The 24,839-nt window shown below is 68.0% G+C and carries 23 protein-coding genes; 13 read left to right on the top strand and 10 right to left on the bottom strand.

The genetic code is table 11. The features are described 5' to 3' along the window. Nucleotides 1-64 precede the first annotated feature (64 nt). Nucleotides 65-1,237: a pyridoxal phosphate-dependent aminotransferase gene (locus BA899_RS03150; protein ID WP_370456300.1), complete on the top strand. Its 1,173-nt coding sequence runs from the start codon at nt 65-67 to the stop codon at nt 1,235-1,237. Here BA899_RS03150 and BA899_RS03155 read toward each other — a convergent pair. Beyond that, on the bottom strand, nt 1,216-1,587 hold the full coding sequence (locus BA899_RS03155; RefSeq protein WP_110883073.1) for a DUF779 domain-containing protein: 372 nt from the start codon (nt 1,585-1,587) through the stop codon (nt 1,216-1,218). The genes BA899_RS03150 and BA899_RS03155 overlap by 22 nt on opposite strands. A 63-nt stretch (nt 1,588-1,650) precedes the next feature. Continuing rightward, complete coding sequence (locus BA899_RS03160) at nt 1,651-3,171, bottom strand: aldehyde dehydrogenase family protein (protein ID WP_159299684.1); 1,521 nt, start codon at nt 3,169-3,171, stop codon at nt 1,651-1,653. Nucleotides 3,172-3,380: 209 nt separating this feature from the next. On the opposite strand from BA899_RS03160, the gene BA899_RS03165 reads away from it, so the two are divergent. Genes BA899_RS03165 through ligA form a run of 4 tightly spaced genes read left to right on the top strand, consistent with a single transcriptional unit; the run spans nt 3,381 to nt 11,630 of the window. Continuing rightward, nucleotides 3,381-5,255: a sigma-54-dependent Fis family transcriptional regulator gene (locus tag BA899_RS03165; RefSeq protein WP_159299685.1), complete on the top strand. Its 1,875-nt coding sequence runs from the start codon at nt 3,381-3,383 to the stop codon at nt 5,253-5,255. Between the two features lie 40 nt (nt 5,256-5,295). Next, a complete protein-coding gene (gene smc / locus BA899_RS03170; RefSeq protein WP_159299686.1) occupies nt 5,296-8,781 on the top strand; it encodes a chromosome segregation protein SMC in 3,486 nt (1,161 codons plus the stop codon). Nucleotides 8,782-8,835: 54 nt separating this feature from the next. After that, complete coding sequence (locus BA899_RS03175) at nt 8,836-9,618, top strand: cell division protein ZipA C-terminal FtsZ-binding domain-containing protein (protein WP_148121812.1); 783 nt, start codon at nt 8,836-8,838, stop codon at nt 9,616-9,618. Beyond that, nucleotides 9,615-11,630, top strand: coding sequence for an NAD-dependent DNA ligase LigA (gene ligA, locus BA899_RS03180; RefSeq protein WP_159299687.1), 2,016 nt, complete (start codon nt 9,615-9,617; stop codon nt 11,628-11,630). Before BA899_RS03175 ends, ligA begins: the two co-directional genes overlap by 4 nt. A 3-nt stretch (nt 11,631-11,633) precedes the next feature. Here ligA and BA899_RS03185 read toward each other — a convergent pair whose 3' ends face one another. The 3 genes from BA899_RS03185 to BA899_RS03195 are packed head-to-tail and all read right to left on the bottom strand — an operon-like array spanning nt 11,634 to nt 13,110. Further along, complete coding sequence (locus tag BA899_RS03185) at nt 11,634-12,494, bottom strand: peptidylprolyl isomerase (RefSeq protein WP_157809057.1); 861 nt, start codon at nt 12,492-12,494, stop codon at nt 11,634-11,636. An 8-nt stretch (nt 12,495-12,502) separates the two neighbouring features. Continuing rightward, nucleotides 12,503-12,814, bottom strand: a complete 312-nt coding sequence (locus BA899_RS03190) for a BolA family transcriptional regulator (RefSeq protein WP_159299688.1) — start codon at nt 12,812-12,814, stop codon at nt 12,503-12,505. Beyond that, nucleotides 12,811-13,110 carry a YciI family protein gene (locus BA899_RS03195; protein ID WP_159299689.1) on the bottom strand — a complete coding sequence of 100 codons (300 nt, stop codon included), beginning with the start codon at nt 13,108-13,110 and terminating at the stop codon, nt 12,811-12,813. Before BA899_RS03195 ends, BA899_RS03190 begins: the two co-directional genes overlap by 4 nt. A 70-nt stretch (nt 13,111-13,180) precedes the next feature. Here BA899_RS03195 and BA899_RS03200 point away from each other — a divergent pair, with 70 nt between their 5' ends. From BA899_RS03200 to BA899_RS03225, 6 genes are read left to right on the top strand one after another with little or no spacing between them, the layout of a single operon-like run. Continuing rightward, a complete protein-coding gene (locus BA899_RS03200) occupies nt 13,181-13,804 on the top strand; it encodes an L-threonylcarbamoyladenylate synthase (protein ID WP_110883064.1) in 624 nt (207 codons plus the stop codon). Nucleotides 13,805-13,848: 44 nt separating this feature from the next. Continuing rightward, entirely contained in the window at nt 13,849-15,072 is a 1,224-nt protein-coding gene (locus BA899_RS03205) for a tryptophan--tRNA ligase (RefSeq protein ID WP_255425098.1), read from the top strand. Next, entirely contained in the window at nt 15,069-15,869 is an 801-nt protein-coding gene (locus BA899_RS03210; protein WP_144347658.1) for a ScpA family protein, read from the top strand. Before BA899_RS03205 ends, BA899_RS03210 begins: the two co-directional genes overlap by 4 nt. Further along, nucleotides 15,866-16,408, top strand: coding sequence for an SMC-Scp complex subunit ScpB (scpB, locus tag BA899_RS03215; protein WP_110883062.1), 543 nt, complete (start codon nt 15,866-15,868; stop codon nt 16,406-16,408). The genes BA899_RS03210 and scpB overlap by 4 nt, the downstream gene beginning before the upstream one ends. After that, nucleotides 16,405-17,205, top strand: coding sequence for a 23S rRNA pseudouridine(2605) synthase RluB (gene rluB / locus BA899_RS03220; protein ID WP_159299690.1), 801 nt, complete (start codon nt 16,405-16,407; stop codon nt 17,203-17,205). Before scpB ends, rluB begins: the two co-directional genes overlap by 4 nt. Further along, the gene (locus BA899_RS03225) at nt 17,202-17,876 is read left to right on the top strand and encodes an endonuclease III domain-containing protein (protein WP_159299691.1); all 675 of its coding nucleotides are present in this window, start codon (nt 17,202-17,204) and stop codon (nt 17,874-17,876) included. Before rluB ends, BA899_RS03225 begins: the two co-directional genes overlap by 4 nt. Here BA899_RS03225 and BA899_RS03230 read toward each other — a convergent pair. From BA899_RS03230 to ubiG, 5 genes are all read right to left on the bottom strand, one after another. Then, nucleotides 17,873-18,346 carry a YbhB/YbcL family Raf kinase inhibitor-like protein gene (locus tag BA899_RS03230; RefSeq protein WP_110883059.1) on the bottom strand — a complete coding sequence of 158 codons (474 nt, stop codon included), beginning with the start codon at nt 18,344-18,346 and terminating at the stop codon, nt 17,873-17,875. The two genes, BA899_RS03225 and BA899_RS03230, sit on opposite strands and share 4 nt — an antisense overlap. Before the next feature lie 78 nt (nt 18,347-18,424). After that, the gene (locus tag BA899_RS03235; protein ID WP_159299692.1) at nt 18,425-19,186 is read right to left on the bottom strand and encodes an SDR family NAD(P)-dependent oxidoreductase; all 762 of its coding nucleotides are present in this window, start codon (nt 19,184-19,186) and stop codon (nt 18,425-18,427) included. Beyond that, nucleotides 19,183-20,052 (bottom strand): squalene/phytoene synthase family protein, encoded by an 870-nt coding sequence (locus BA899_RS03240; RefSeq protein WP_159299693.1) that lies wholly within the window; start codon nt 20,050-20,052, stop codon nt 19,183-19,185. The genes BA899_RS03235 and BA899_RS03240 overlap by 4 nt, the downstream gene beginning before the upstream one ends. 3 nt (nt 20,053-20,055) lie before the next feature. Beyond that, a complete protein-coding gene (locus tag BA899_RS03245; protein WP_159299694.1) occupies nt 20,056-20,763 on the bottom strand; it encodes an HAD family hydrolase in 708 nt (235 codons plus the stop codon). After that, entirely contained in the window at nt 20,760-21,476 is a 717-nt protein-coding gene (gene ubiG / locus BA899_RS03250) for a bifunctional 2-polyprenyl-6-hydroxyphenol methylase/3-demethylubiquinol 3-O-methyltransferase UbiG (protein ID WP_159299695.1), read from the bottom strand. The genes BA899_RS03245 and ubiG overlap by 4 nt, the downstream gene beginning before the upstream one ends. Before the next feature lie 115 nt (nt 21,477-21,591). On the opposite strand from ubiG, the gene BA899_RS03255 reads away from it, so the two are divergent. Continuing rightward, nucleotides 21,592-22,155 carry a peptidylprolyl isomerase gene (locus BA899_RS03255; protein WP_148121824.1) on the top strand — a complete coding sequence of 188 codons (564 nt, stop codon included), beginning with the start codon at nt 21,592-21,594 and terminating at the stop codon, nt 22,153-22,155. 94 nt (nt 22,156-22,249) lie between these two features. Continuing rightward, entirely contained in the window at nt 22,250-24,814 is a 2,565-nt protein-coding gene (gene gyrA, locus BA899_RS03260) for a DNA gyrase subunit A (RefSeq protein ID WP_159299696.1), read from the top strand. Nucleotides 24,815-24,839: the final 25 nt, after the last annotated feature.

The following is a 24,839-nucleotide window of genomic DNA, read 5'->3' on the forward strand; positions in this document are numbered from 1 at the left end:
GTTGTTGCCTCAGCTTGCCATGCGGGTTGCTACACTGCGAGTCCAGTCATTCGCTGAGGTCGCCGTGCCACGTCCTGATCTGTCCGCGCGCAGTCACCGCATCCAACCGTTTCACGTCATGACCCTGCTGGCCCGGGCGCGCGAGCTTGAGGCGGGCGGCGCCGACATTGTCCATATGGAGATCGGTGAGCCCGACTTCCCCACGGCGGCGCCGGTGCGTGAGGCGGGCCGCCAGGCGCTCGCCGACGGGCGGACCGGGTATCAGCCGGCGGCGGGGCTGCCGGCCCTGCGCGAGGCCATCGCCGGGCACTACCAGCGTGACCATGGCGTGGAGGTCGATCCCGGTCGCATTCTGATTACCCCGGGGGCGAGCGGGGCGTTGCTGGTGGCCCTGGCCATGCTGGCGGATCCGGGCCGCAACGTCCTGCTGCCCGACCCGGGCTATCCTTGTAACCGCAACTTCGTCGAAGCCGTGGACGCCACGCTGCGGGCGGTGCGTGTGGACGCCGGCAGCGATTATCAGCTGACGCCCGGGCTGGCGGCCGCGGCCTGTGACGAGCGTACGGCGGCGATGCTCGTGGGCTCGCCGGGCAACCCCACCGGCACGCTGGCGAGCGCCGCGGATCTGGCCGGACTCGCGGCCCTCGGCCAGCGCCGGGGCATTGGGCTGATCGTCGATGAGATCTATCACGGACTGCATTACGACGGCGCGCCCGCCCAGGCGTTGGCGCATGCGCCGGACGCGATTGTGGTGAACAGTTTCTCGAAGTACTTCGGTATGACCGGCTGGCGGCTTGGCTGGATGGTGGTTCCCGCCGACTGGGTGCCGGTTGCCGAAAAGCTGCTGCAGAATCTGTTCATCAGCGCCTCGACGCCCGCCCAGTATGCGGCGCTGGCCTGCTTTACCGAGGCGTCCCGCGAGATCTTCGAGGCGAGACGAGAGGCGTTCCGCCAGCGTCGGGATTTTCTGCTGCCGGCGCTGCGCGACCTCGGCTTCCACATCCCGGGCAATCCTGCCGGGGCGTTCTATCTGTATGCCGATATCACCGCGCTCGGCGATGACAGCGCCGATCTGGCAAGCGGACTGCTTGAACAGGCCGGTGTGGCGGTGACCCCCGGGCTGGATTTTGAACGCACGGCACCCGAGCGGCATCTGCGCTTCGCCTACACCACCGACACCGACCGACTGGCAACGGCGGTGAGTCGCATCCAGCGCTATCTGGCCGCCGGTGGCTGATCCCGCGGCGGTACGCTGCATAGTTCAGACCGGGTCAGGAAGCGTTTGCCCTCGGGCGCTTCCAGTGAGAATCCGGAGCCACGCCCCTCGATCACGTCGATGATCAATCGCGTGTGCGCCCAGAGCGCATACTGGTCGCCGCCGATATAAAAGGGCTGTCCGCCGATGTCGCCAAGATGGACGTCGCGCGCGCCCACCCTGAATTCGTCGCGGGGATAGCACATGGGTGCACTCCCGTCACAGCAACCACCGGATTGGTGAAACAGCAATGGCCCGTGGCGCCGCTGCAGCTCGGCGATCAGTGCCTCTGCCGCAGGTGTCGCCACAACGCCCATTTCATTCGTGCTCATGATCGTCTCCTCGTGCGCAGCACCGGGCGGGCGTGACCCGCCCGCCCGGCGTTATCCGCCCGCCTAGAACAGTCCCATGGGGGACTCGCTGTAACTCACCAGCAGGTTTTTGGTCTGCTGGTAGTGCGCGAGCATCATGAGGTGGTTTTCACGACCGAAGCCTGACTGCTTGTAGCCACCAAACGCCGCGTGCGCGGGGTAGAGGTGATAGCAGTTGGTCCAGACACGGCCGGCCTGAATGCCGCGGCCCATGCGATAGGCCGTGTTGACGTTGCGCGTCCACAGGCCCGCGCCGAGCCCGTACAGCGTGTCATTGGCGATACTCAGGGCGTCATCCCGATCGTCAAAGCCGGTGACTGAGACCACCGGGCCAAAAATCTCTTCCTGGAAGACGCGCATGCGATTGTCGCCTTCGAAGACGGTGGGCTGAACGTAGTAGCCACCGCTCAGTTCGCCGCCCAGGTCCAGACTCTCACCGCCGGCGAGGACTCTGGCACCCTCCTGCCGGCCGATATCCAGATAGGCCATGATTTTTTCCAGCTGATCGCGCGATGCCTGCGCGCCCACCATCGTCTCGGTATCAAGCGGATTGCCCGTTTTAATGCGGGCCACCCGGTCAAGCGCAGCATCCATGAAGTCGCCATAGAACGAGCGCTGCACCAGTGCCCGTGACGGGCAGGTGCAGACCTCACCCTGATTGAGGGCGAACATCGCGAATCCCTCGAGGGTTTTCTCCCGGAAGCCGTCATCGGCGGCAAAGCAGTCAGCAAAAAACACGTTGGGTGACTTACCGCCCAGCTCCAGCGTGACCGGAATCAGGTTTTCCGATGCGTACTGCATGATCAGTCGCCCGGTGGTGGTCTCTCCGGTGAAGGCTACCTTGCTGATCCGCGGGTTCGAGGCAAGCGCCTTGCCCGCCTCGGCGCCGAAGCCGTTGACGATATTGAGCACACCGGCGGGCAGCAGGTCGGCGATCAGCTCGGTGAGCATCAGAATGCTGGCCGGTGTCTGTTCGGCGGGTTTGAGTACCACACAGTTGCCGGCCGCCAGCGCCGGCGCCAGCTTCCACGTGGCCATCAGGATCGGGAAATTCCAGGGAATGATCTGACCCACCACACCGAGGGGTTCATGGATCTGATAGGACACCGTGTCGTCATCGAGCTCGCCGAGTGAACCCTCCTGGGCACGGATGACGCCGGCGAAATAACGGAAGTGATCGATCGCGAGCGGCAGATCGGCCGCCAGCGTTTCCCGGACCGGCTTGCCATTCTCCCAGGTCTCCGCCACGGCAAGCGCCTCGAGGTTGGCCTCCATGCGATCGGCGATGGTGTTCAGAATGACGGCGCGCGCGGCCACCGGCGTCCTGCCCCAGGCCGCCTTTGCCGCGTGGGCTGCATCCAGCGCCTTTTCGACGTCGGCTGCCTTGGAGCGCGGAATGCGGCAGAAGGTCTGCCCGGTGACCGGTGTGGGATTATCGAAGTACTCGCCGTCGAGCGGGGCCTGCCAGTCCCCGCCAATGAAGTTCTGATATTCGCTTTTGAAATGGACGATGGCGTTCGTGCTGCCGGGATTGGCGTAGATCATGGTCTCTCCTCCGTTTTTATGGGTCGGGACGCAAAGCGTGCCCGCACTGATTCACCAGCAAGATCTGCGCCAATTGATGGCTGCAAGCTTGGTGCTTGCGTCGCGCCCGGGACTGGGCGATCGTGCTCTTCAACCTGTCCGCTAGAGACGGGTGGCCGGTGTGCCGTTTTAGAACAATCTGTCGCGGACTGCGACAGAGGAGGAGGGCGATGGACGAGCGGCCGTTTAACGATCGCGCCCGGCTTGCCGGCGCGCGGCGTCAGCTGTTGGCGGGCGAGCGGACGCCGGCCGGTGTGGCGGATGGGGTGGCGGCCTCCTGGCAGCGGGTGGCGGCGGCCGGGCTCTCACCGCGGCAACAGGCGGCTGATGCCGTTTTTGATGCGGCGGCGTTGCGGGCGGCCCGGGCCGACAACGAGTCGCTGATCGCGCTGGCGCTGCCGGAAATCGAAAACCTGTATCACCAGATCAGCGGCAGCAACAGTGCCGTATTGCTCTGTGATGCGCACGGCACGATCCTCGAGCGCCACGGTGACCCGCATTTCCATGCCCGCAGTCAGCGCGTTGCACTGGCACCGGGTGCATGCTGGGGCGAGCCTGTGCGCGGGACCAACGCCATCGGCCTCGCGCTGGCACAGGGCGGTCCAGCGTCGGTCCACGGCCCCGAGCATTATCTGCAGTGCAATACGTTCCTGACCTGTGCGGCGGCGCCGATCCGTGACACGGCGGGGACCGTGATCGGCCTGCTGGATGTCTCCGGGGATCAGTCGGCCCGCCAGATCCATGCCCTGGGGCTGGTGCGGATGGGCGCACGAATGATCGAAAACCGCTGGCTCACGGCGGAGTTCGCCGACAGCTTCCATCTTCATCTCCATGCGCGGCCGGAGCTGCTGGGCACCCTCAGCGAGGGGATTCTCGCGCTCGATGGTTATGGACGGGTATTGGCCCTGAACGAGGTGGCGCGCAGCTACTTCGGTGACGACTGCGTGGGCGAGCGCTTCGAAGGGCTCTTTGAGGAGACGTTCGAGGGCTTGCTGCGCAGTGACGAATCGATGCCGCTTCGGCGGACCCTCAGCGGGATCATGACCTGCCTGCGCCTGGTCGCGCCGCCGTCGCGCATCCACGGTTCGACGCCGGCGGCTGCGCTGTCCGATGACACGACGTTCGAGCGCTTGCACGCGGGGGATGATGCAGTGGCGGACACACTGCGTCGGGCTCACCGTGTCTTCGCCCGAAACATCCCCCTTCTGATCGAGGGCGAGACCGGCACCGGTAAGGAATGGGTGGTGCGCGCCCTGCACGCGAAGGGGCCGCGGGCGAACGGGCCGATCGTCGCCGTCAACTGCGCGGCAATCCCCGAGAGCCTTGCCGAGGCCGAACTGTTTGGTTATGCCCCGGGGGCGTTTACCGGCGCAAACCCGCGCGGTGCCGAGGGTCGCATCGCCGAAGCCAATGGCGGAACACTTTTCCTCGACGAGATCGGCGACATGCCGATCGCGCTTCAGACCCGACTGCTGCGGGTCCTCCAGGAGCGCACCGTCCTGCCGGTGGGTGGCGGTCAGCCCCGGGCGGTGGACTTTGCGCTGGTCAGCGCCACTCATTGCGATCTGGCAGCCCGGGTCAAGGCCGGTGCGTTTCGCGCCGACCTTTACTACCGGCTGTGCGGATTGCGGATCGAATTGCCGCCGCTGCGCCGGCGCAGCGATCGTGAGGCGCTGATCGATCGGCTTCTGGCCGAGGAGGATCCCATGGCGACGCTTTCGCCGGATGCCCGCGCGCGGCTTCTCGCCTATTCATGGCCCGGCAATCTGCGTCAGTTGCACAGCGTCATGCAGACGGCGCTGGCGTTACGCCGACCGGGCGCGCCGGTGACACGGGCGGATCTGCCTGATGTCCTCCTGGAGGCGGACGTCGGAAACATGTCGGCTGAGGACTGGCCGGATACCGACCTTCGGGCCATGGAACAACGCCATATTCAGGCGGCACTGGCGGAGCACGGCGGTAACGTCAGTCGCGCCGCGCAGTCGCTGGGCATCAGTCGCAGCACGCTCTACCGGCGCATTGGTTCCTCCTCCCGGGGAAAATGAGTATCTTGAATGCTGCACGGCAACAGGGACGCCCGCGTGGATGCGGCTCAGTAAAATCCGCCTGAGCGGTTTCAAATCCTTCGTCGACACGACGCCGGTCCCGCTGGGCTCGGGCATCACCGCCATCGTCGGCCCCAACGGCTGTGGCAAGTCCAACATCATCGATGCCGTGCGCTGGGTCATGGGCGAGCGGTCGGCCAAGCATCTGCGTGGCGGCTCGATGGCCGATGTCATCTTCAGTGGATCCGGTAGCCGCAAACCCGTGGGGCAGGCCAGCATCGAGCTGGTGTTCGACAATGCCGACGGTTCACTGGGCGGGCAGTACGCCGGGTTCAGCGAAATCGCCATCCGCCGTCAGGTCAACCGCGACGGGCAATCGGCCTATTTTCTCAACGGCAGCCGCTGTCGGCGTCGCGATATCACCGATGTCTTCCTGGGGACCGGGCTCGGGCCCCGCAGCTACTCGATCATCGAGCAGGGCACCATCTCGCGACTGATCGAGGCGCGCCCCGAGGCACTCCGCGGCTACCTCGAAGAGGCCGCCGGGATCAGCCTGTACAAGGAACGGCGCCGCGAGACCGAGCGACGGATCCGCGACACCCGCGAGAACCTCGAGCGGCTCGATGACATGCGCGCCGAGGTCGCCCGCCAGCTCGACCGGCTCAATGATCAGGCCCGGACGGCCGAGCGCTACCGCCAGTTGAAAGCCGATGAGCGTCAGTGTCATGCCGAGCTGACCCTGCTGCGTATCCGCCAGCTCGAGGCTGAACAGGCCGATCTGCAGACCCAGCGAGCCGATGCCGAGACCGCCCTCGAGGCACGCCTGGCGGAACAGCGGCGCTGCGAGCGCGGGATGGAATCGGTGCGCGCCGAACAGACCGCGGCGAGTGATCACCTGAATGCCGTGCAGGCCGAGTACTACGAACTCGGATCGACGCTGGCCGCCCTCGAGCAGCGTATCCGCCACGACCAGGAGACGCTCAGCCAGAGCCGCCAGGCCCTTGAGCAGACACGGGCCGCCATTGCTGAGAACGACCGTGCCCTCAGTGACGACCGCGATGAACGTCAGACGCTGACGGCGACCATCGACACCGAAACGCCGGCGCTCGCCGCCGCTGACCAGGCCCTCGCGGAGGCCGAGCAGACCGTTGCGACAGCGGGCGCCCGCCTCGATGAAGCCCGCGAGCAACGCGATGCGGTGGGGCAGGAACACGCCGAGGCCGAGCGCCGGATGCAGCTCGAGCAGACCCGGATCGATCAGCTCGGGGCCCGCGTCGCCGATCAGGACCGGCGTCTGGCGCGCATTGCCGAGGAACTCGATCTGCAGGCGGGCGAGGACGCTTCCGCCGACGCCACCGACCGTGCCGATATCGAGGCGCTGGTGGCCGATCGTGAACCGCTGGACGCCCGCATTGCGGCGGCCGATACGCAGCTGGCCGCGGCGGCCGAGGAGCGCCAGTCGCTGGATGCCCGGATCGATGAGCAGCGCTCGCGGCTGAACGCCCGCGAAGCCCGGCGCGAATCGCTGCAGACCCTCCAGGACGAGGCCCTGGGCCGGCATGACGAAATGGCCCGCTGGCTGCAGGCCCAGGGGCTTGAAGGACATCGGCGCCTGGGGGATCAGCTTGCCGTGGCGCCTGGCTGGGAAATGGCGGTGGAGTGGGCCCTGGAGCGCGCGCTGGAGGCCGTGGAGGCCGGCGACGCCGACCCGGACACGCCCCAGGCCGGCGAGGTGATGCTCTTCAGTGCCGTACCCGGGGCCGACGCCCCGCCCGATTCGCTGGCCGCGAAGGTGGCGGGTCCGGCCGCGGTGACCGATCTGCTGGCCCGTATCCGGACGGCGGATAGCCGGGCCGAGGCGCGCGGCTGGCTGAGCCGCCTTGCGCCGGGCGAGTCGGTGATGACCGCGGATGGGGCCTGGTATGGCCATGGCTGGCGGCGTCTGCGCGCCACCGCGACCGATTCGGAAGCCGGCGTGGTGGCGCGGGGCCGGGCCATCGAGGCCGTCACCGCCGAGATTGCCGGGGCGCGGCATGCCCTGGATGATCTCATGAGCCGGCGGGAGGCCACCGATGCGCGCAGCGCCGACGCAAAGGCCGACCGGCAGCGGGCGGTGGAGGCTCGTCAGAGCCTGGACCAGGCACTCGCCGCGGCACGCGCCCGACAACAGGCGGCCATCGATCAGCAGCGGGCACAGGCTGAGCAGCGCCAACGGCTGATGCGCGAGCGCACGGAGCTCACCGAGTCGCGGGATGAGGCCCGCGCGGCCATCGACCGAGCCGTGGCCGAGCGCGATGCCGCCCGGATTCAGGTGCAGTCCGCCCGTGATCGACGGGTCCCCCTGGATGAAGCGCTGGACACCGCCCGGGCGGGCCTGGAGCGCGCCCGGGCGGCGGCCGCGGCGGCCCGCGATCAGCGCCAGGCGGTCGCCCTGCGTCTGGAGCGGGCCGAGACCGCGCGGCAGTCACGGGATCAGGCCATCGCCCGGTTGGCCGCCCAGGCCAGCGAGTTGCAGCAACGCGCCGATGAACTGCAGGCCACCATCGACGCCCTGGGTGACCCGGACGCCACCCGGGCGAATGAGCGGCAGTCGCTACTGAGCCGTCGGGCCGAGCGTGAGAGCGCCCTCGAGGCGGCCCGTCGGCGTCTTGATGATCAGGCCGCCATGCTGCGCCAGCTCGACACCGAGCGATCGCTGGCGGAGCAGGCGGTGCGCGAGCGACGTGAGACCCGCGATGGCCTGCGCCACCGCGAGGTTGAGGTGGAGGCACGGCTTGCCGACCGGTGTGAGCAGTTTGCCGCGCTGCCGGTGGACGGCGAGGCCATCGCCGGGGCGTTGCCGGAGGACGCCGATGAATCGGCCTACATCGCCGAGCTCGAGCGCCTTGCCGCGGCCATTGATGCACTGGGGGCGATCAATCTCGCGGCCATTGACGAGCAGGCCACGCTGGCCGAGCGCAAGACCTATCTGGACGACCAGCAGGCCGACCTGAGCGCCGCCCTCGAGACGCTGGAGAACGCCATTCAGCGCATTGACCGCGAGACGCGGAGCCGTTTCCGGGCCACGTTTGACGAGGTCAACGCCGGGCTGCAGCGGCTTTTCCCGACGCTGTTCGGCGGCGGCGAGGCCTATCTCGAGATGACTGAAGCGGATCTGCTCGAGACCGGCGTCACCCTGATGGCTCGACCGCCCGGCAAGCGCATCAGCAACATCCATCTGCTCTCCGGGGGCGAAAAGGCGCTGGCGGCGGTGGCGCTGGTGTTCGCCATCTTCGAGCTCAACCCCGCCCCGTTCTGCATGCTCGATGAGGTCGATGCCCCATTGGACGAGGCGAATGTGGGGCGTTTCTGCGATCTGCTGCGCAGCCTGTCGGATCGCGTCCAATTCATCGTGATCACGCACAATAAGGCCACCATGGAGGCAGCCAGCCACCTGGCCGGGGTGACAATGGCGGAACCGGGGGTCTCGCGGCTGGTGGCCGTGGACGTCGAGGCGGCCGTGGAAATGACCGCCGGCGAGACTTGAGTTGAGACAGGTGGCGTTGCAACCTGACAGGGATATGGGGGAACGGAACTGGGAATGAACGAACTGCGCTGGATTCTTCTGGGCCTTGGCGTTGTGATCATCGCCGGCGTCTATGGCTACACCCGCCTCCAGGACTGGCGCCGCGACGGCCCACCGTGGCGGCGTCGCGCGCGCCCGCAGCGCGAGCCCTTCGCCGACTATCAGGAGCCGGCGCTGGACGCCGGCGACCCGCTGGCCGGGGAACCCGTCGCCGACGATCCCATCGCTGACGATGACCTGCCAGCGGCTGACCCCGCGGAGACACCCGGCGGCGAGGGCATTGTCGGCCCCGCCCGGGTCGTCCACTCGGAGGACGAGCTGGAGGATGTGCGGGGTCGAGCGGTCGGCGAGGAGTGGATTATCGCGCTGTCGGTCATGGCCCCCGAGGGGCGACCCTATGATGGCGGGTCCATCGCCGAGGTGCTCGAGGCGGCGGGACTCGGCCTGACCGATCAGGGCGTTTTCGAGCGGCCGCTTAGCGTGAACGGCGAGACCGTCGCGCTCTATACCGTGGCCAGCATTGTCGAGCCGGGTACCTTTGACCGGACCGACCCGGCGGCCACCACCACGCCGGGGATCGTTTTCATCATGCAGGTGCCCGCGCCGTTCGACGGGCTGGCGGTATTCGAGCGCATGCTGGCGACGGCCCGGCGCGTGGCCCAGAGCCTGGGGGGCCAGTTGCTGGACGGCCGGCGCTGCGATCTGACACCCCAGGCCATCGAGCACTGGCGTGAGGCGCTGCTCGAGTACCGACGCCGGGCACGGGTCGCCGATCGGCGACCGGGCGGCCGCCCATGAGCGCAGCGGACGCCCCGGCGGAGCGTGCCGCCCGCCTTCGCGACCAGCTCGAGACCCACAATTACCGCTACTACGTCCTCGACGATCCGACCATCGCCGATGCCGAATACGATCGGCTGATGGACGAGCTCATGACCCTCGAGCGCGATCATCCCGAGCTGCAGCGGGATGATTCGCCGACCCGGCGGGTGGGCTCGGCGCCGCTGTCGAGCTTTGCGGAGCGGGCCCACGGCGAGCCCATGCTGTCGCTGGCGAATGCCTTCAGCGAAGCGGATGTGGCCGACTTCGACCGGCGTCTGCGCGAGGCGCTGGGCGTCAGCGACATCGACTACATGGCCGAGCCCAAGCTCGACGGTCTGTCGGTCAACCTGCGTTATGAATCGGGACAGCTCGTGACGGCGGCGACCCGCGGTGATGGCCGCGTCGGCGAGGACATCACCGCCAATGCCCGTACCATCCGCAGCATCCCGCTGCGACTGCAGGGTGATCAGGCGCCGGCGGTGATCGAGGTCCGCGGCGAGGTGGTGATCCAGCGCGCCGACTTTGAGGCCCTCAATGAGCGCCGTCTGGCGCGCGGTGAACGCCCCTTCGCCAATCCGCGCAATGCCGCGGCGGGCAGCCTGCGCCAGCTCGATTCGCGGATCACCGCGCATCGCCCGCTGACGCTGTTTGTCTTTGGCACGGGCGAGGCCAGCGAGGCGTTGCCCGCCACCCACGAGGCGGTCCTCGAAACCCTCCGGCAATGGGGGTTTCGGGTCAATGATCAGGTCCAGCGCGTGACCGGTGTCAGCGGCTGCCTCGCCTACCAACAGCATCTTGTCGAGGTCCGTGACCGCCTCGACTATGAAATCGATGGTGTGGTCTACAAGGTCAATGATCGTCAGGTCTGGCAGCGGCTGGGGGCCACGGCGCGGGCACCGCGCTGGGCGCTCGCCCACAAGCTGCCGGCCCGCGAGGCGTCCACCCGGGTCAGGGCCATTCTGCCCTCGGTGGGCCGGACCGGCGTCATCACTCCGGTGGCCGACCTGGAGGCGGTGGAAGTCGGCGGTGTGACCGTGACCCGCGCGACGCTGCACAACCTCGACGAGGTCCATCGCAAGGATGTCCGCGAGGGCGATGCGGTGATGGTCCGCCGGGCCGGCGATGTCATCCCCGAGGTGGTCAGTGTCATCGAATCACGCCGGCCCGCCGACGCCCGGGCCTGGCAGATGCCGGCGGCCTGTCCGGTCTGCGGATCCGATGTCGTGCGGATCGATGACCAGGCGGCGCATCGCTGCATGGGTGGGCTCTACTGCCCGGCGCAGCGCATGGGGGCGCTGATGCACTTTGTCTCACGGCGGGCGATGGACATCGATGGGCTGGGTGAAAAGCTCATCGAGCAGCTGGTCTCCCACGAGCGGGTGCGCACCGCCGCCGATCTGTATGCCCTGACCCGCAGCGATCTACTGGGCCTGGAGCGCATGGGCGAGCGCTCCACCACCAATCTGCTGAGCGCGATTGAGGCCTCGCGGGAGACCACGCTGGCGCGGTTCCTCTACGCCCTGGGCATTGATCAGGTGGGTGAGGTGACCGCCCGTGCCCTGGCAACGCACTTCGGCAGCCTGGAGGCGCTCATGGCCGCTGACGAGGAGGATCTCACGGCGGTGCCCGATGTCGGGCCGGTGGTGGCGGAATCGGTCCGCCAGTTCTTTGCCCAGCCGCATAATCGCGAGGTGATCGAGGCCCTGCGCGAGGCGGGCGTGCACTGGCCCGATCCCGGATCAGCGGCCGAAGCGCCACCCGCCCAGCCGCTGGCCGGGCAGACTTTTGTGCTGACCGGCACCCTCGAGGGCCAGACCCGCGATCAGGCCCGTGCCCGCATCGAGGCCCTGGGGGGCAAGGTCACGAGCAGCGTGTCCAGTCGCACCGATTATGTCGTCGCGGGCGCCGAGCCGGGCTCGAAACGCGACCGCGCCGACAGTCTGGGGGTGACGGTCCTCGATGAGGCGGGCTTCAACGCCCTGATCAACTAGACGTCAGCCGTTGTCGGGCTGGGCCCAGGCCGCCTCGTAGTCGATGTCGGCCTCCTCGCGCAGGCTCCCGAGCTCGGCCTGGATGCGCTCGTTGACGATGCTCATGCGCAGCTGACCCGCCACGTCGGAAAACGCGGGCGCGTCGGTCTCACGGGTGTCATCAAGCCGGATGACATGAAAGCCGAAGCGCGTTTCCACGGGCTCGTCGGTCACCTCACCGGGCTCGAGTTCGGCGACGGCCGCCGAAAACGGCTCGACCATGTCACCCGGGGCAAACCAGCCCAGATCGCCGCCATCCCGCGAGGTGCCATCCTCGGAGTACTGCCCCGCGAGCTCGACGAACGCCTCGCCGCTGTCGAGCCGGTCGATCAGGGCGGCCGCCTGCTCGCCATCCGAGACAAGGATATGCCGGGCCTTGTACTCGCGCGGGGCTTCCCCGCCATAGATCTCATCGTAGCGGTCGCGCAGCACCGACTCGGCCACCGGCTCGGTCTCGGTGAGCTGACGCACAAAGCCCTGGGCCAGGGTGCGGCGGCGATCGTTGTTGAGCTGCGCGGCGACGTCCGGGTTTTCATCGATGCCCGCGGCGTCACCGGCCTGGGCGAGCAGCATCAGGTTGATGATCTCCTCGAGGAACTGACGGCGCTGCGGCGGCGGGATCTCGGACTGGCCCTGAGTCTGCTGTGAGACCAGCTGATCGAGCTCGCGGGCGGTGATGGTCTCGCCATTGATCTCGGCAAGCACCTCGACCTCGGCGCTGTCCGCGCCATCGGCCGATTCCTGGGCCTGGGCCATGCCCATTCCGGCGCCAAGGGCGAGGGCGGGCAGGGTCAGGCGAAGGGCGGTAAGGGGACTGAATGACATTGTAGTACTCATTGGCTTTCGGGGGATTGGGAGCGGGCCTCGGCGGGCGTCAGCGCCTCGATGCTGAGGGCGTGGATGCAGTCATTGCGCATCGCATCCCCCATCGCGTCGTAGACCAGACGATGCCGCTGGAGGCGACGCCGGCCGGCAAAGTCGTCGCTGACGATCCGCAGGCTGTAGTGGCCGCCACCGGCCTGGGCGCCGGCGTGGCCGGCATGCTGATGGCTGTCATCCTGGACCTCGAGCGAGTCGATGGACAGGCTGTGTTCCAGTCGCGACCGGATCATGGCCGGCCGCTCGCTGCGCGGGACATCACTCATGGCAGCACCTTCTTGAACGGCTTGACGGTGACGGCGCGGTAGACCCCTGCGTCGACATAGGGGTCGGCGTCGGCCCAGGCTCGGGCGCTCGCCAGCGAGTCGAACTCGGCGATCACGACGCTCCCGCTGAAGCCCGCCTCGCCCGGGTCGTCGGCATCGATGGCCGGGTTGGGGCCGGCCACGAGCAGACGGCCGTCATCGCGAAGCTGCCGGAGCCGCTCGAGATGCGCGTCGCGGGCACCGGCCCGACGCTCGCGGCTGTCGCTCACGTCTTCACTGATAATCGCGTAGTACATAGGCTTCCGTTCGTTAAACTGTCGGGACGCTATCATAACTGGGTGCGGTGGACACCCGAGGAGTTGCCCCATGAGTCAGTATTTCGAGATTCATCCGCGAACCCCGCAGCCCCGGCTCATCCGGCGCGCCGTCGAGATACTCCGCGATGGCGGGGTGATCGTCTATCCCACCGGCACCACCTATGCGCTCGGCTGTGCGATGGGCGAGAAGGCCGCCGTCGACCGCATCCGCCAGCTGCGTGGGCTTGAGGAGCGGCATCACTTCACCCTGGCCTGTCGCGATCTCTCGGATATCGGCAGCTATACCCGCCTGGACAACACGGCGTTCCGCCTGCTCAAGGCCCATGTCCCGGGTCCCTACACCTTTGTGCTGCGGGCCACTGCCGAGGTCCCCCGTCGGGTGCAGCACACCCGCCGTAAAACCATCGGTATCCGCGTGCCGGATCACCCGGTGGCCCAGGCGCTGCTCGAGGCGCTGGGCGAACCGCTGACCACCAGCACGCTGCTGCTGCCCGGCGAGACCGATCCCATGACCGATCCGGTGGACATGCGTGAGCGCCTCGGCCGCCAGGTGGATGCCATCATCGATGCCGGTCCCGGCGGGCTCGAACCGAGCACGGTGGTGGATCTCAGTGGCGAGCGGCCCGAAGTAATCCGGCGTGGCGCCGGTGATGCACACGTTTTCGAGGGCTGATCGGCTATGATGGGGGCCAGTCAACGGTCTATGCGGAGGTCACCTTGAGCCAATCGCCAGCGAGTCGCGATCGCATCCTCTCGGGCATGCGCCCCACCGGGCGCCTGCATCTGGGGCACTACCACGGGGTCCTGCGCAACTGGACCTCGCTGCAGGCCTCCCACGAGTGCTTTTTCTTTGTCGCCGACTGGCATGCGCTGACCACGGCCTACGAAAACCGCGAAGTGATCTCGCAGAGTGTCTGGGACATGGTGGTGGACTGGCTCGCCGCCGGCGTCAATCCCAATCTCTCGACGCTGTTCATCCAGTCACGGGTCATGGAGCATGCCGAGCTGCATCTGCTGCTCTCGATGATCGCCCCCCTGGGCTGGCTGGAGCGGGTGCCGACCTACAAGGATCAGATCGCCGAGCTGCGGGACCGGGACCTGGCGACCTACGGGTTCCTCGGCTACCCGGTGCTGCAGAGTGCCGACATCCTGATCTATGGGGCGAGTGGCGTGCCGGTGGGCGAGGATCAGGTCTCGCACGTCGAGCTGACCCGTGAGCTGGCGCGACGGTTCAACCATCTGTTTGGTCGCGAGCCCGGGTTTGCCGAAAAAGCCGAGGCGGCCATCGCCAAGATGGGCAAGAAACACGCCCGGCTCTATCGATCGCTGCGGCGGCGCTATCAGGAGGCCGGCGATGGCGAGGCGCTCAGCGAAGGTCAGGCGCTGCTCGAGAATCAGCAGAACCTGACCATCGCCGACCGCGCCCGTCTGGCCGGTTACCTCGACGGTGGCGGGCGCAGCGTACTCACCGAGCCCGAGGCGCTGCTCACCCGGGCGCCGCGCATGCCGGGCCTGGATGGCCGGAAGATGTCCAAGTCCTACGGCAACACCCTGTCCCTGCGCGAATCGGACGCCGACATTGATCGCAAGATCCGCACCATGCCCACCGACCCGGCGCGGGTGCGGCGGAACGATCCCGGCGAGCCCGAAAAATGTCCGGTGTTTGATCTGCACAAGGTCTACGCCGATGACGCCACGCGGCGCTGGGTCGAGGAGGGCTGCCGGTCGGCGGGCATTGGCTGTCTCGACTGCAAGAAACCCCTCATCGACGCGGTCCAGGCCGAGGTGGCGCCGATCCGCGAGCGGGCCGCCGAGCTTGAGGCCGATCCCGATCATGTCCAGCAGATCATCAACGATGGCTGTGACCGGGCCCGCCACGTGGCCCGCGACACGATGAAGGAAGTCCGCTCGGCCATTGGACTGGACTACCGCCAGCGATGAGCATTGCGACGGTGCGGGGCGAGCCCTACGAGGCGCTGCCCCACGACCTCTACATCCCGCCGGATGCCCTCGAGGTGTTCCTCGAGACCTTCGAGGGGCCGCTCGATCTGTTGCTGTACCTCATCCGGCGGCAGAATCTGGACATTCTCGATATCCCCATCGCCCGCATCACCGATCAGTACATGCACTACGTTGAGCTGATGAGCGACCGGCGCCTGGCGCTGGCGGCGGAATACCTGGTGATGGCCGCCATGCTCGCCGAGATCAAGGCGCGCATGCTCATGCCGCGGGCACCCCGTGAGGATGATGACGGGGACGACCCCGATCCGCGCGCTGAACTGGTGCGGCGGCTGCGCGAGTACGAGCAGTTCCGGGCGGCCGGCGAGCGGATCGATCAGCTGCCGCGGGTGGCGCGGGATGTGTTCCCGGCCCAGGCCGGTCACCCCCCGGCAGCGGCGACCCGACCCGCGCCGCCGCTGGCGCTTGATGAACTGTTTGACGCCTTTGCCGCGGTCATGGCGCGGGCCGATCTGAATACCCATCACGCGGTCCGCCGCGAAGCCCTGTCGGTGCGCGAGCGCATGACCGGGACGCTGGCCCGGCTCCAGAGCGAGCGGTTCGTGCCACTGACTGAACTGCTCGATGCGCGCGAGGGGCGCGCCGGTGTGGTGGTGACCTTTCTGGCCGTTCTCGAGCTGCTCAAGGATGCGCTGCTCGAGATCGTCCAGTCCGAGGCGTTCGCCCCGCTGTACCTGCGCGCCCGGGGCACGCAGGCGTCAGGCGCTGAGACGGCATGAGCGCGGCGAGCGAACCCGCGCCGGAGGTGATCCTCGAGGCCGCTCTGCTCGCCGCCGGGACGCCGCTGGATCTCGCGCAGCTGCAGGCCGTGTTCGGCGATGATCCGCCGGATCGTGCCAGCCTCGAGGCGGCCCTGGCACGGCTTGAGGCGCAGCTCGCCGACCGCGGTGTGGAGCTCTGCCGGGTCGCCGGCGGCTGGCGGCTGCAGGTGCCCGAGCGCTGCGCGCCATGGGTGGCCCGATTGTGGGAGGAAAAGCCCGCGCGCTATTCCCGGGCAGTGCTCGAGACGCTGGCCATCATTGCCTATCGACAGCCTGTGACGCGGGCCGAGATCGAGGCGATCCGTGGTGTCCCGCCGAGTACCACAATCATGCAGACACTCCAGGAGCGCGGCTGGATCCGGGTGGCCGGCCATCGGGACAGCCCCGGCCGGCCGGCGGTGTTCGCCACCACCCGCGATTTTCTGGACCATTTCAATCTTGCCAGCCTCGATGAATTGCCCACATTGACCGAACACCCGGAACAGGGGAGCGAATGACCTCGGAGAAACTGCAGAAAGTCCTGGCCCGCGCGGGCATCGGCTCGCGCCGCGAGATGGAGCGCGTCATCGACGAGGGGCGCGTCGAAGTCGACGGCCGGCGGGCGAGCCTTGGCGACCGTGTCGACGAGCGGGCGCGGATCCGCGTCGATGGCCGGGTGGTGGGCGCTGTCGCGCGCAGTGCCGGCGAGCGCCAGGTCATCGCCTACCACAAGCCCACCGGCGAGGTGGTCACGCGTCATGATCCCGAGGGCCGGCCCACCGTCTTTCGGCGCCTGCCGCGGTTGCGCAGCGGGCGCTGGTTGTCGGTCGGCCGCCTCGATATCAACACCTCGGGGTTGCTGCTGTTCACCAACGACGGCGAGCTGGCCAACCGGCTGGCCCATCCCTCGTACGAAATGGTGCGCGACTACGCGGTGCGCATCTTCGGGTCGGTGGACGACTCGATCTGCCGGCGGTTGCTGGCCGGCGTCGAGCTGGATGACGGTCGGGCGGCCTTCGAGTCGCTGCAGCCACTGGATCATGGCGAGCAGGCGAATTCCTGGTACCGCGTGCGGCTGCGTGAGGGCAAGAATCGGCTGGTGCGGCGGCTATGGGAATCCCAGGGTGTGCAGATCAGCCGGCTGATCCGCGTCCAGTACGGCCCCTATGAAATGCCGCCGCGGCTGCGCGAGGGCCAGATTCAGGCCTTCACCGCCGGCGAGGTCCGCGATCTGGCCCATCGCGTCGGCCTGGCCGAGGCCAACGCCGGTGACGGCGACCGTCGCCCCCGCGGCCACCGTCGTAACCGCTCATGAGCGCGCAGCCACGCGGCCTGCCGGCCCTGCTGGATCGGCTTGCCCGGGCGTTCGGCCCCCAGCAGTGGTGGCCGGCCGAGAGCGCCTTCGAGGTGCTGGTCGGCGCCGTGCTCACCCAGAACACCGCCTGGCGCAATGTCGAGACCGCCATCGCCCGACTCCGGGCCCGGGACTGGCTGTCGCCATCGGCCATCGTCAACGCACCCGTCGATGAGCTGCGGGAGTGCCTGCGCCCGAGTGGCTATTACAACGTCAAGACTCAGCGCCTGCGCGCCGCCTGCGAGACCTGGCTGGCACTGGGCGGTGAGGCGGGGATCGACGCGATGCCCACTACGACGGCTCGGGCCGAGCTGCTGGCGGTCAGGGGACTGGGGCCGGAGAGCGTCGATGACGTCCTGCTCTACGGTTTTCACCGCCCGGTGTTCGTGGTGGATGCCTACACCCGGCGGATCTTCTCACGGGTTGGCGTGGTGCCGGCGAGCATCGGCTATGACGATCTTCAGGCGGCCTTCGAGGCCGAACTGCCGCGCGATGCGACGCGCTTTAACGAGGCCCACGCACTGATCGTGAGCGTGGGCAAGGACTACTGCCGGCCGCGGCTGCCGCGCTGCAGCGCCTGTCCGCTGCAGCCGGCCTGCGATCACGGCCGCAGCCAGCTGGACGGGACCTAGCGCTCGTAGGTGCCGATCAGGCGGCTCATGCCGATCACATGCGGCTCGACCTGTTCGAGGAACTGGCGCATGGTCAGCCCGGGCTCGAGCTGCAGGGCCTGATCAAGCGCCAGCACCCAGAAGTAGTAGTGATGCACGCCGTGCCCTTCGGGGGGCATGGGCCCGCCATAGGTCTGACGCCCGAAGTCGGTCACCCCGTGGGTGTAGGCCTCGCTGCCTTCCTCGAGCGAGGTCACATCGTGGGGGATGTTGTAGTAGACCCAGTGGACGAAGCCGTAGCTGCCGGGATTGACCAGCGGCGCATCGGGATCGTGGCAGATGACCGCAAAACCCTGCGTGCCTTCGGGCGCGCCGGTCCAGTGAAGCGCCGGTGCAATGTCTTCACCCTCGCCGGTATAGCGCACCGGAATGGGCTGATGGGGGCCGAACGCGTTGCTGCGCGCCTGCATGGCCGATAGGGCAAATCCCATGGGGTTATTCTCCAGTCCCGTTCAAATGTTGCGCATGCTTGCACTTCCACCGGCCTTGTCACAAGCCTGCAATCTCTGTCAGCGCGAGACCCGGTACATGGCGCCATTGGCCGGCGTCGCCGTCGGATCGACAAGCGTCGCCACGGCCCGGGCAGCGGTTTCGGCCGTGGGTACTTCATCGACCGTCTCACCGGTAAAAAGTTGTCGCCGCAGCGTGGACTGGATGGCCCCGGGGTCGACGCTGCAGCTGATCACCGGATGCGCCGCCGAATACTCGGCCGCCAGCGTGGCCGCCAGCCCCTCCACCGCCCATTTACTCACCCCATACGCCCCCATCGCCGCCTGACCGCTGCGCCCGGCCGCATCGGAGATGAAGATCACCCGGCCCTGACTGTCGCGCAACAGACCGAGGAGCGCCCGGGTCAGCAGGAAAGCGGCGTTGATGTTGACATGCAGGCATTTGAGCCACGCCTGCGGGTCGTAGAGGCCCAATGGCGCGGGCGACCCGAAATCCGCCGCCGCATGCACCACCGCATCGACTCCGCCCAGGGATTCGGCCAGCCGGTCGGCCAGCTCGGCATAGTCATCCGGTCCGGCGCCCATCAGATCCAGCGGATAAAGCGCCGGCTGACCATGGCCGGCCGCCTCGATGCGGTCGTGAAGCGCTTCCAGCCCGTTCAGTGATTTGTCGAGCAGAACGGTATCGGCGCCCTGCGCGGCCAACTGCTCGGCCAGCGCACTGCCCAGCGCCCCCGCGGCGCCGGTGATGAGGATGCGCTGCCCGGACAGGCGGGTGGGGTCGAGGGTGGCATCGGCGGGGGCAGACAGGGGCTGGTTCATGTTGTGGAGGACTCCGGAAGCGGGTGGACTTTGTGCGGACGCCGCGCGGTCCGCCAGGCGAGCCAGAGCTTGCGCAGGGGCGTCAGATGGACCTGGCGCTCGGCCACGGCATAGCCGTCGGCGGCCATGTCGTCCAGCAGGCGCCGGTGCAGCACCGCCAGCACCAGCCCGTAGGCCTGTGCCGGCCGCGCCGAATAGGGCAGTCGGGTGATGGCGCTGTCCAGAAACTGCCGCGCGCGATTGCCCTGACGGGACAGCAGGCTGCGCACGGCATCCGCCTGATCGGCCGCCAGCAGATCCTCGCTGCCGAGCCCGCTCAGGGTGAGTTCGTCTTCGGGAATGTACAGCCGGCCGGCGCGGACGTCCCGGCGTAGGTGGCGCAGCATGCGCGTGAGCTCAAGCCCCATGGCGAGGTCGTGGGCGAACGGCGCGGCCTCGAGGCCACTCGAGCCTGTCATCCGCCAGGCCAGATCCGCCACCGCACCCCCGGCACGATGGCAGTACAGCGTGAGCTCGCGCAGCGTCGGGTAGCGCCCGTACTCGAGGTCCATGCGGCTCGCCTCGATCACCTCGCCGAGCCCGTCCATCTCCAGCTGATGGGCCTCGAGGGCGGGGAGCAGGGCCTGACTGACGGGATGCCGGGGCGCCCCCGCGGCGAGCCGTTCGAGCTCTTCCTGCCACCAGTTGAGCTTGACCGCCCCCACCCCCGGGTCGCTGACCTCGCGGGGGATCTCGAGCACCTCGGCGCGATAGGCGGCCAGGGCGGCCAGACCGTCGCGCGCCGCCGGCGGTGCGAACAGCAGGGCGTAATAGGTGCTTGAGCCGTCCGGCGCGACCTTGCGCCGGCAGTATTCGACCGGTTCCATAATCTAGACCGCGATGGCTTGACGGTGGGGCGCTGCCGGATCCGCCACCCAGCGCAGCAGCTCGGCGGGCTGGCCGATCAGGCCATCGGCACCCCAGTGCTCGACATGATCGTCGCCACTCAGGTAGCCGTAAAGCGCCACCACGGTCAGCGTGCCGGCCTGATGACCGGCGCGGATGTCGCGCTCGGTGTCGCCCACCACCAGACAGGCCGAGGCGGGCAGATCAAGCTGCCGGGCCGCCTCGGTGATCTGGTAGGGATGGGGCTTGCGCCGCGCCAGGTCGTCGCCGGTGACCACGCAGGCCGGCCGGCCGGCATAGCCCAGATCCGCAAGCAGCGGAGTGGTCAGCCAGCCCGGCTTATTGGTGACGATGCCCCAGGGAATGGCCGCCGCCTCGAGGGCTTGCAGGGTTGCCTCCATGCCTGCATAGGGGCGTGTCCGGCGACTGACCGATTCGGCATAGATTGCCAGAAACCGGTCGCGGAGGGCATCGAACCCGGCATCGCCGGGATGGCGGTTGAAGCCGCGGGCAATCATCGGGATGCTGCCGTGCCCGACCGCATGCAGGAATTCCACATCGGCCATCGGCGCCAGTCCCTGCTCGGCGCGCAGCCGGTTGAGGCTGTCGATCAGATCCGGTGCCGTGTCGAGCAGTGTTCCGTCCAGGTCCAGCAGCACGCCATGGGCGCGCTCCCCGGTGGCGGCGGTCATGGCGCCTCCGGGCGGTGGCAGTGGGCGAGGTAGTTGACCGTGGTGTCGCCGCCCAGCGTGTACTCGCGGCTGATCGGGTGGTAATGCAGGCCGGTCAGATCGCGCAGCTGCAACCCGGCCTGGCGCGCCCAGCGGCCGAGCTCGGCCGGGCGGATGAACGCGCCGGCATCATGGGTGCCCCGCGGCAGCAGGCCGAGGACCCGTTCCGCCGCCACCACCGCCAGCAGCCAGGCCCGGGTGTTGCGGTTGATCGTCGAGAAGAACACCGACCCGCCGGGGCGCACCAGCCGGGCGCAGGCCCGGACGATGGCGGCCGGGTCGGGGACGTGCTCGAGCAGCTCGAGACAGGTCACCCGGTCGAATTCGCCGGGCTGGGCCTCGGCGAGGGACTCGGCCGCCATGCAGCGATACTCGATGTTCGGGAACTGCCCGCGGGCGTGACGCGTTGCCACCTCGAGGCTGTCGGCGGCCAGGTCGGTACCCACCACGGACTGCGCGCCGCGTGCCGCCAGCCCCTCGCTCAGCAGTCCCCCGCCGCAGCCCACATCCGCAACCCGCTGGCCGCGGATCGGCCCGCTGTGACGCTCGATATAGTCGAGCCGCAGCGGGTTGATGGCATGCAGCGGGGCGAAGGGGCCTTCCGGGTCCCACCAGGCGTCCGCGGCGTCGTCGAATTTGGCGATTTCATCCGCGTCCGCGTTGTGCTCGCGCATGGGGCCTGTCCGTTCGTCGTCCGCTTCAATCGTGCTGTCATGGTAGCACGGCAGCGCCTGTCGGCGCCGGATATGGGATACTGCCGGCTTTACCCGCAATGCAGGAGTCATCGCCATGAAAGCCCTTCCCCTGAGTCTCGCCCTGGCCGCCGCGATCGGCACCGGCGCGGCGGGCGCCGCCAACCCGCAGGTGGTCTTCGAGACCACCGCCGGCGACATTCGCATCGAGCTGTTCCAGGACGACGCACCGGTGACCGTCGAGAACTTTCTCGGCTATGTCGATGATGGCTTCTATCGCGGGACCATCTTCCACCGGGTGATCCCCGACTTTGTCATTCAGGGCGGCGGCTTCACCGCCGGGCTTGAGCGCAAGCCCACCCGTGAGCCGATCGTCAACGAGGCCGACAACGGCCGCCTGAACGAGCGGGGCACCCTGTCGATGGCGCGCACCCGCGACCCCGACAGTGCGACGTCGCAGTTCTTCGTCAATCTGTCCGACAACGCTTTCCTCGATCATGGCGAGCGCGATTTCGGCTATGCCGTCTTTGCCCGGGTCATCGATGGCATGGCGGTGGTGGATCGCATCGCGGCGGGCGAGACCGGGCGCCGTAACGGCATGGCCGATGTGCCGGTGGAACCCGTGGTGGTGGAGGCGGCACGGCGGGTGGATGGCGACTGAGCGTCGCCGCGCCGCCGCCGTGCCGCGGCCGCCCGCGCGTGTTAGACTAGTGGCTTAGTCATAGCGAATTCTACGACGGTCGAGACCCCCCGCCATGTCCAGCGTTGCCAAGGAAATCCTCCCGGTCAATCTCGAAGACGAGATGCGTCAGTCCTACCTGGACTACGCCATGAGCGTCATCGTGGGCCGAGCCCTGCCGGATGTCCGCGACGGGCTCAAGCCGGTGCACCGGCGCGTGCTCTATGCGATGCGCGAGCTCGGCAACGACTGGAACCGGCCGTACAAGAAATCCGCCCGGGTGGTGGGTGATGTCATCGGTAAGTACCACCCGCATGGCGACACGGCGGTCTACGACACCATCGTGCGCATGGCGCAGGACTTCTCCATGCGCTATCTGCTGGTGGACGGGCAGGGCAACTTCGGCTCCATCGACGGCGACAATGCCGCGGCGATGCGATACACCGAGGTGCGCATGGCGCGCATGGCCCATGAGCTGCTCGCCGATATCGACAAGGAAACGGTGGACTTCGGCGACAACTACGACGGCTCCGAGCAGGAGCCCGAGGTCCTGCCCACCCGCGTGCCCAACTTTCTGGTCAACGGTGGCTCGGGCATCGCCGTGGGGATGGCCACCAACGTCCCGCCGCACAATCTGAGCGAAGTGGTCGACGCCTGTCTGGCGCTGATCGATGACGACAGTCTCGACGTCGAGGCGTTGATGGCGTACATCCCCGGTCCCGATCTGCCCACCCGCGGCATCATCAACGGAGTCGAGGGCATCCGCGAGGCCTACCGCACCGGGCGCGGACGCATGGTGATGCGGGCGCGCTGCCGCTTCGAGCACGATCCCGCCAATGGCAAGGCGTCGATCATCGTCGAAGAGCTCCCTTACCAGGTCAACAAGGCCCGACTGCTCGAGAAAATCGCCGAGCTGGTCAAGGAAAAACGCATCGAGGGCATCACCGAGCTGCGTGACGAGTCCGATAAGGACGGCATCCGCATGGTCATCGAGCTGCGCCGCGGCGAGGTGCCGGAGGTGGTGCTGAACAACCTCTACCAGCACACCCAGCTGGAAACGGTTTTCGGCATCAACATGGTCGCCCTCCACGAGGGGCAGCCGCGCCAGCACAACCTGCGCGACGTGCTGGATGCGTTCATCAGCCACCGCCGCGAGGTGGTCACCCGGCGCACCGTGTTCGAGCTGCGCAAAGCCCGTGACCGGGCCCATGTCCTCGAAGGCCTGGCCGTTGCGCTGGCCAACATCGACGAGGTGATTGCGCTGATCAAGGCGTCGCCGTCATCCGCGGATGCGCGGGCCGCGTTGGTCAGCCGCGACTGGGCCCCCGGTATCGTCAGCGAGATGCTCTCCCGGGCCGGGGCCGAGGCGTCACGCCCGGAATCACTCGGGGCGGGTGTCGGCTGGCTCGACAGTGGCTATCGCCTGACCGAGGCGCAGGCCCAGGCCATCCTCGATCTGCGCCTGCACCGGCTGACCGGCCTCGAGCAGGACAAGATCGTCGACGAGTACCGGCAGATCCTCGAGACCATCGCCGATCTGCTGGACATCCTCGCCAGCAGTGACCGGCTCATGCAGGTGATCCGCGACGAGCTGACCGCCATCCGCGAGCGCTACGGCGACGAGCGCCGCAGCGAGATCCTCGAGACCCGACTCGATTTGTCCATTGAGGACCTGATCCCGCCGCAGGACGTGGTGGTCACGCTCTCGCACAGTGGCTACGCGAAGTCGCAGCCGCTCGACGGCTATCAGGCCCAGCGCCGCGGCGGCAAGGGCAAGGCCGCCACCCAGATGCGCGGCGAGGACTTTGTCGACAAGCTCTGGGTGGCCAACACCCACGACACACTGCTGTGCTTCTCCAGTCGCGGCAAATGCTACTGGCTCAAGGTCTATGAACTGCCCCACGGCAGCCGCGGGGCGCGGGGTAAGCCGATCGTCAATCTCCTGCCGCTGGAATCCGACGAGCGCATCAATGCCGTGCTGCCGGTGAGCGAATTCGACGCCGATCATTTCGTGTTCATGGCGACGCGTCAGGGCACCGTCAAGAAGACCCCGCTGGTGGACTTCTCCCGGCCCCGCGCCAACGGCATCATCGCCCTCAATCTCGGCGACGACGACAGCCTGGTGAACGTGGGCGTCACCGATGGCCAGCGCGATGTCATGCTGCTGACCAACGCCGGCAAGGCGATCCGCTTCAATGAATCCGAAGTGCGGGCCATGGGGCGCACCGCCACCGGCGTGCGCGGTGTGCGGCTGGGAACTGATCAGACCGTCATCCAGTCCCTGATACTCGATGAGGGCGATGTCCTCACGGTGACGGAGAACGGCTTCGGCAAGCTGACTCCGGTGGCGGACTACCCACTGCGTGGGCGCGGCGGCATGGGCGTGATCAGCATCCAGACCACGACGCGCAATGGTGGCGTGGTGGGAGCGCTGCAGGTCACCCAGGACAACGAAATCATGCTCATCACCAACGGCGGGACGCTGGTGCGCACCCGGGCCGCCGAAATCTCGGTGCTGAGCCGTAACACCCAGGGGGTCAAGCTGATCGCCCTGTCCGAGGAGGAGGCGCTGGTCGGCCTGGCCCGGGTCGAGGCGCTGGGTGAAGAGGCCGGTGCCGACGACGGGGCCGGCGACGACTGAGCCCCTCCGATACGCAGTCAATCAA

Origin of the sequence: Spiribacter sp. SSL99 (assembly GCF_009805925.1) — a bacterium.
GTDB classification, from domain to species: domain Bacteria; phylum Pseudomonadota; class Gammaproteobacteria; order Nitrococcales; family Nitrococcaceae; genus Spiribacter; species Spiribacter roseus.

What these genes read in the sequence shown, in the direction of transcription:
- BA899_RS03245 (WP_159299694.1), bottom strand. Translation starts at nt 20,763, where the DNA reads ATGACCGCCGCCACCGGGGAGCGCGCCCATGGCGTGCTGCTGGACCTG.
- BA899_RS03230 (WP_110883059.1), bottom strand. Translation starts at nt 18,346, where the DNA reads ATGGGATTTGCCCTATCGGCCATGCAGGCGCGCAGCAACGCGTTCGGC.
- BA899_RS03225 (WP_159299691.1), top strand. Translation starts at nt 17,202, where the DNA reads ATGAGCGCGCAGCCACGCGGCCTGCCGGCCCTGCTGGATCGGCTTGCC.
- BA899_RS03190 (WP_159299688.1), bottom strand. Translation starts at nt 12,814, where the DNA reads ATGAGTGATGTCCCGCGCAGCGAGCGGCCGGCCATGATCCGGTCGCGA.
- BA899_RS03195 (WP_159299689.1), bottom strand. Translation starts at nt 13,110, where the DNA reads ATGTACTACGCGATTATCAGTGAAGACGTGAGCGACAGCCGCGAGCGT.
- BA899_RS03240 (WP_159299693.1), bottom strand. Translation starts at nt 20,052, where the DNA reads ATGGAACCGGTCGAATACTGCCGGCGCAAGGTCGCGCCGGACGGCTCA.
- BA899_RS03155 (WP_110883073.1), bottom strand. Translation starts at nt 1,587, where the DNA reads ATGAGCACGAATGAAATGGGCGTTGTGGCGACACCTGCGGCAGAGGCA.
- BA899_RS03185 (WP_157809057.1), bottom strand. Translation starts at nt 12,494, where the DNA reads ATGTCATTCAGTCCCCTTACCGCCCTTCGCCTGACCCTGCCCGCCCTC.
- scpB (WP_110883062.1), top strand. Translation starts at nt 15,866, where the DNA reads ATGAGCGCGGCGAGCGAACCCGCGCCGGAGGTGATCCTCGAGGCCGCT.
- smc (WP_159299686.1), top strand. Translation starts at nt 5,296, where the DNA reads ATGCGGCTCAGTAAAATCCGCCTGAGCGGTTTCAAATCCTTCGTCGAC.
- gyrA (WP_159299696.1), top strand. Translation starts at nt 22,250, where the DNA reads ATGTCCAGCGTTGCCAAGGAAATCCTCCCGGTCAATCTCGAAGACGAG.
- BA899_RS03235 (WP_159299692.1), bottom strand. Translation starts at nt 19,186, where the DNA reads ATGAACCAGCCCCTGTCTGCCCCCGCCGATGCCACCCTCGACCCCACC.
- rluB (WP_159299690.1), top strand. Translation starts at nt 16,405, where the DNA reads ATGACCTCGGAGAAACTGCAGAAAGTCCTGGCCCGCGCGGGCATCGGC.
- BA899_RS03255 (WP_148121824.1), top strand. Translation starts at nt 21,592, where the DNA reads ATGAAAGCCCTTCCCCTGAGTCTCGCCCTGGCCGCCGCGATCGGCACC.
- ubiG (WP_159299695.1), bottom strand. Translation starts at nt 21,476, where the DNA reads ATGCGCGAGCACAACGCGGACGCGGATGAAATCGCCAAATTCGACGAC.
- BA899_RS03210 (WP_144347658.1), top strand. Translation starts at nt 15,069, where the DNA reads ATGAGCATTGCGACGGTGCGGGGCGAGCCCTACGAGGCGCTGCCCCAC.
- BA899_RS03175 (WP_148121812.1), top strand. Translation starts at nt 8,836, where the DNA reads ATGAACGAACTGCGCTGGATTCTTCTGGGCCTTGGCGTTGTGATCATC.
- BA899_RS03165 (WP_159299685.1), top strand. Translation starts at nt 3,381, where the DNA reads ATGGACGAGCGGCCGTTTAACGATCGCGCCCGGCTTGCCGGCGCGCGG.
- ligA (WP_159299687.1), top strand. Translation starts at nt 9,615, where the DNA reads ATGAGCGCAGCGGACGCCCCGGCGGAGCGTGCCGCCCGCCTTCGCGAC.
- BA899_RS03160 (WP_159299684.1), bottom strand. Translation starts at nt 3,171, where the DNA reads ATGATCTACGCCAATCCCGGCAGCACGAACGCCATCGTCCATTTCAAA.
- BA899_RS03200 (WP_110883064.1), top strand. Translation starts at nt 13,181, where the DNA reads ATGAGTCAGTATTTCGAGATTCATCCGCGAACCCCGCAGCCCCGGCTC.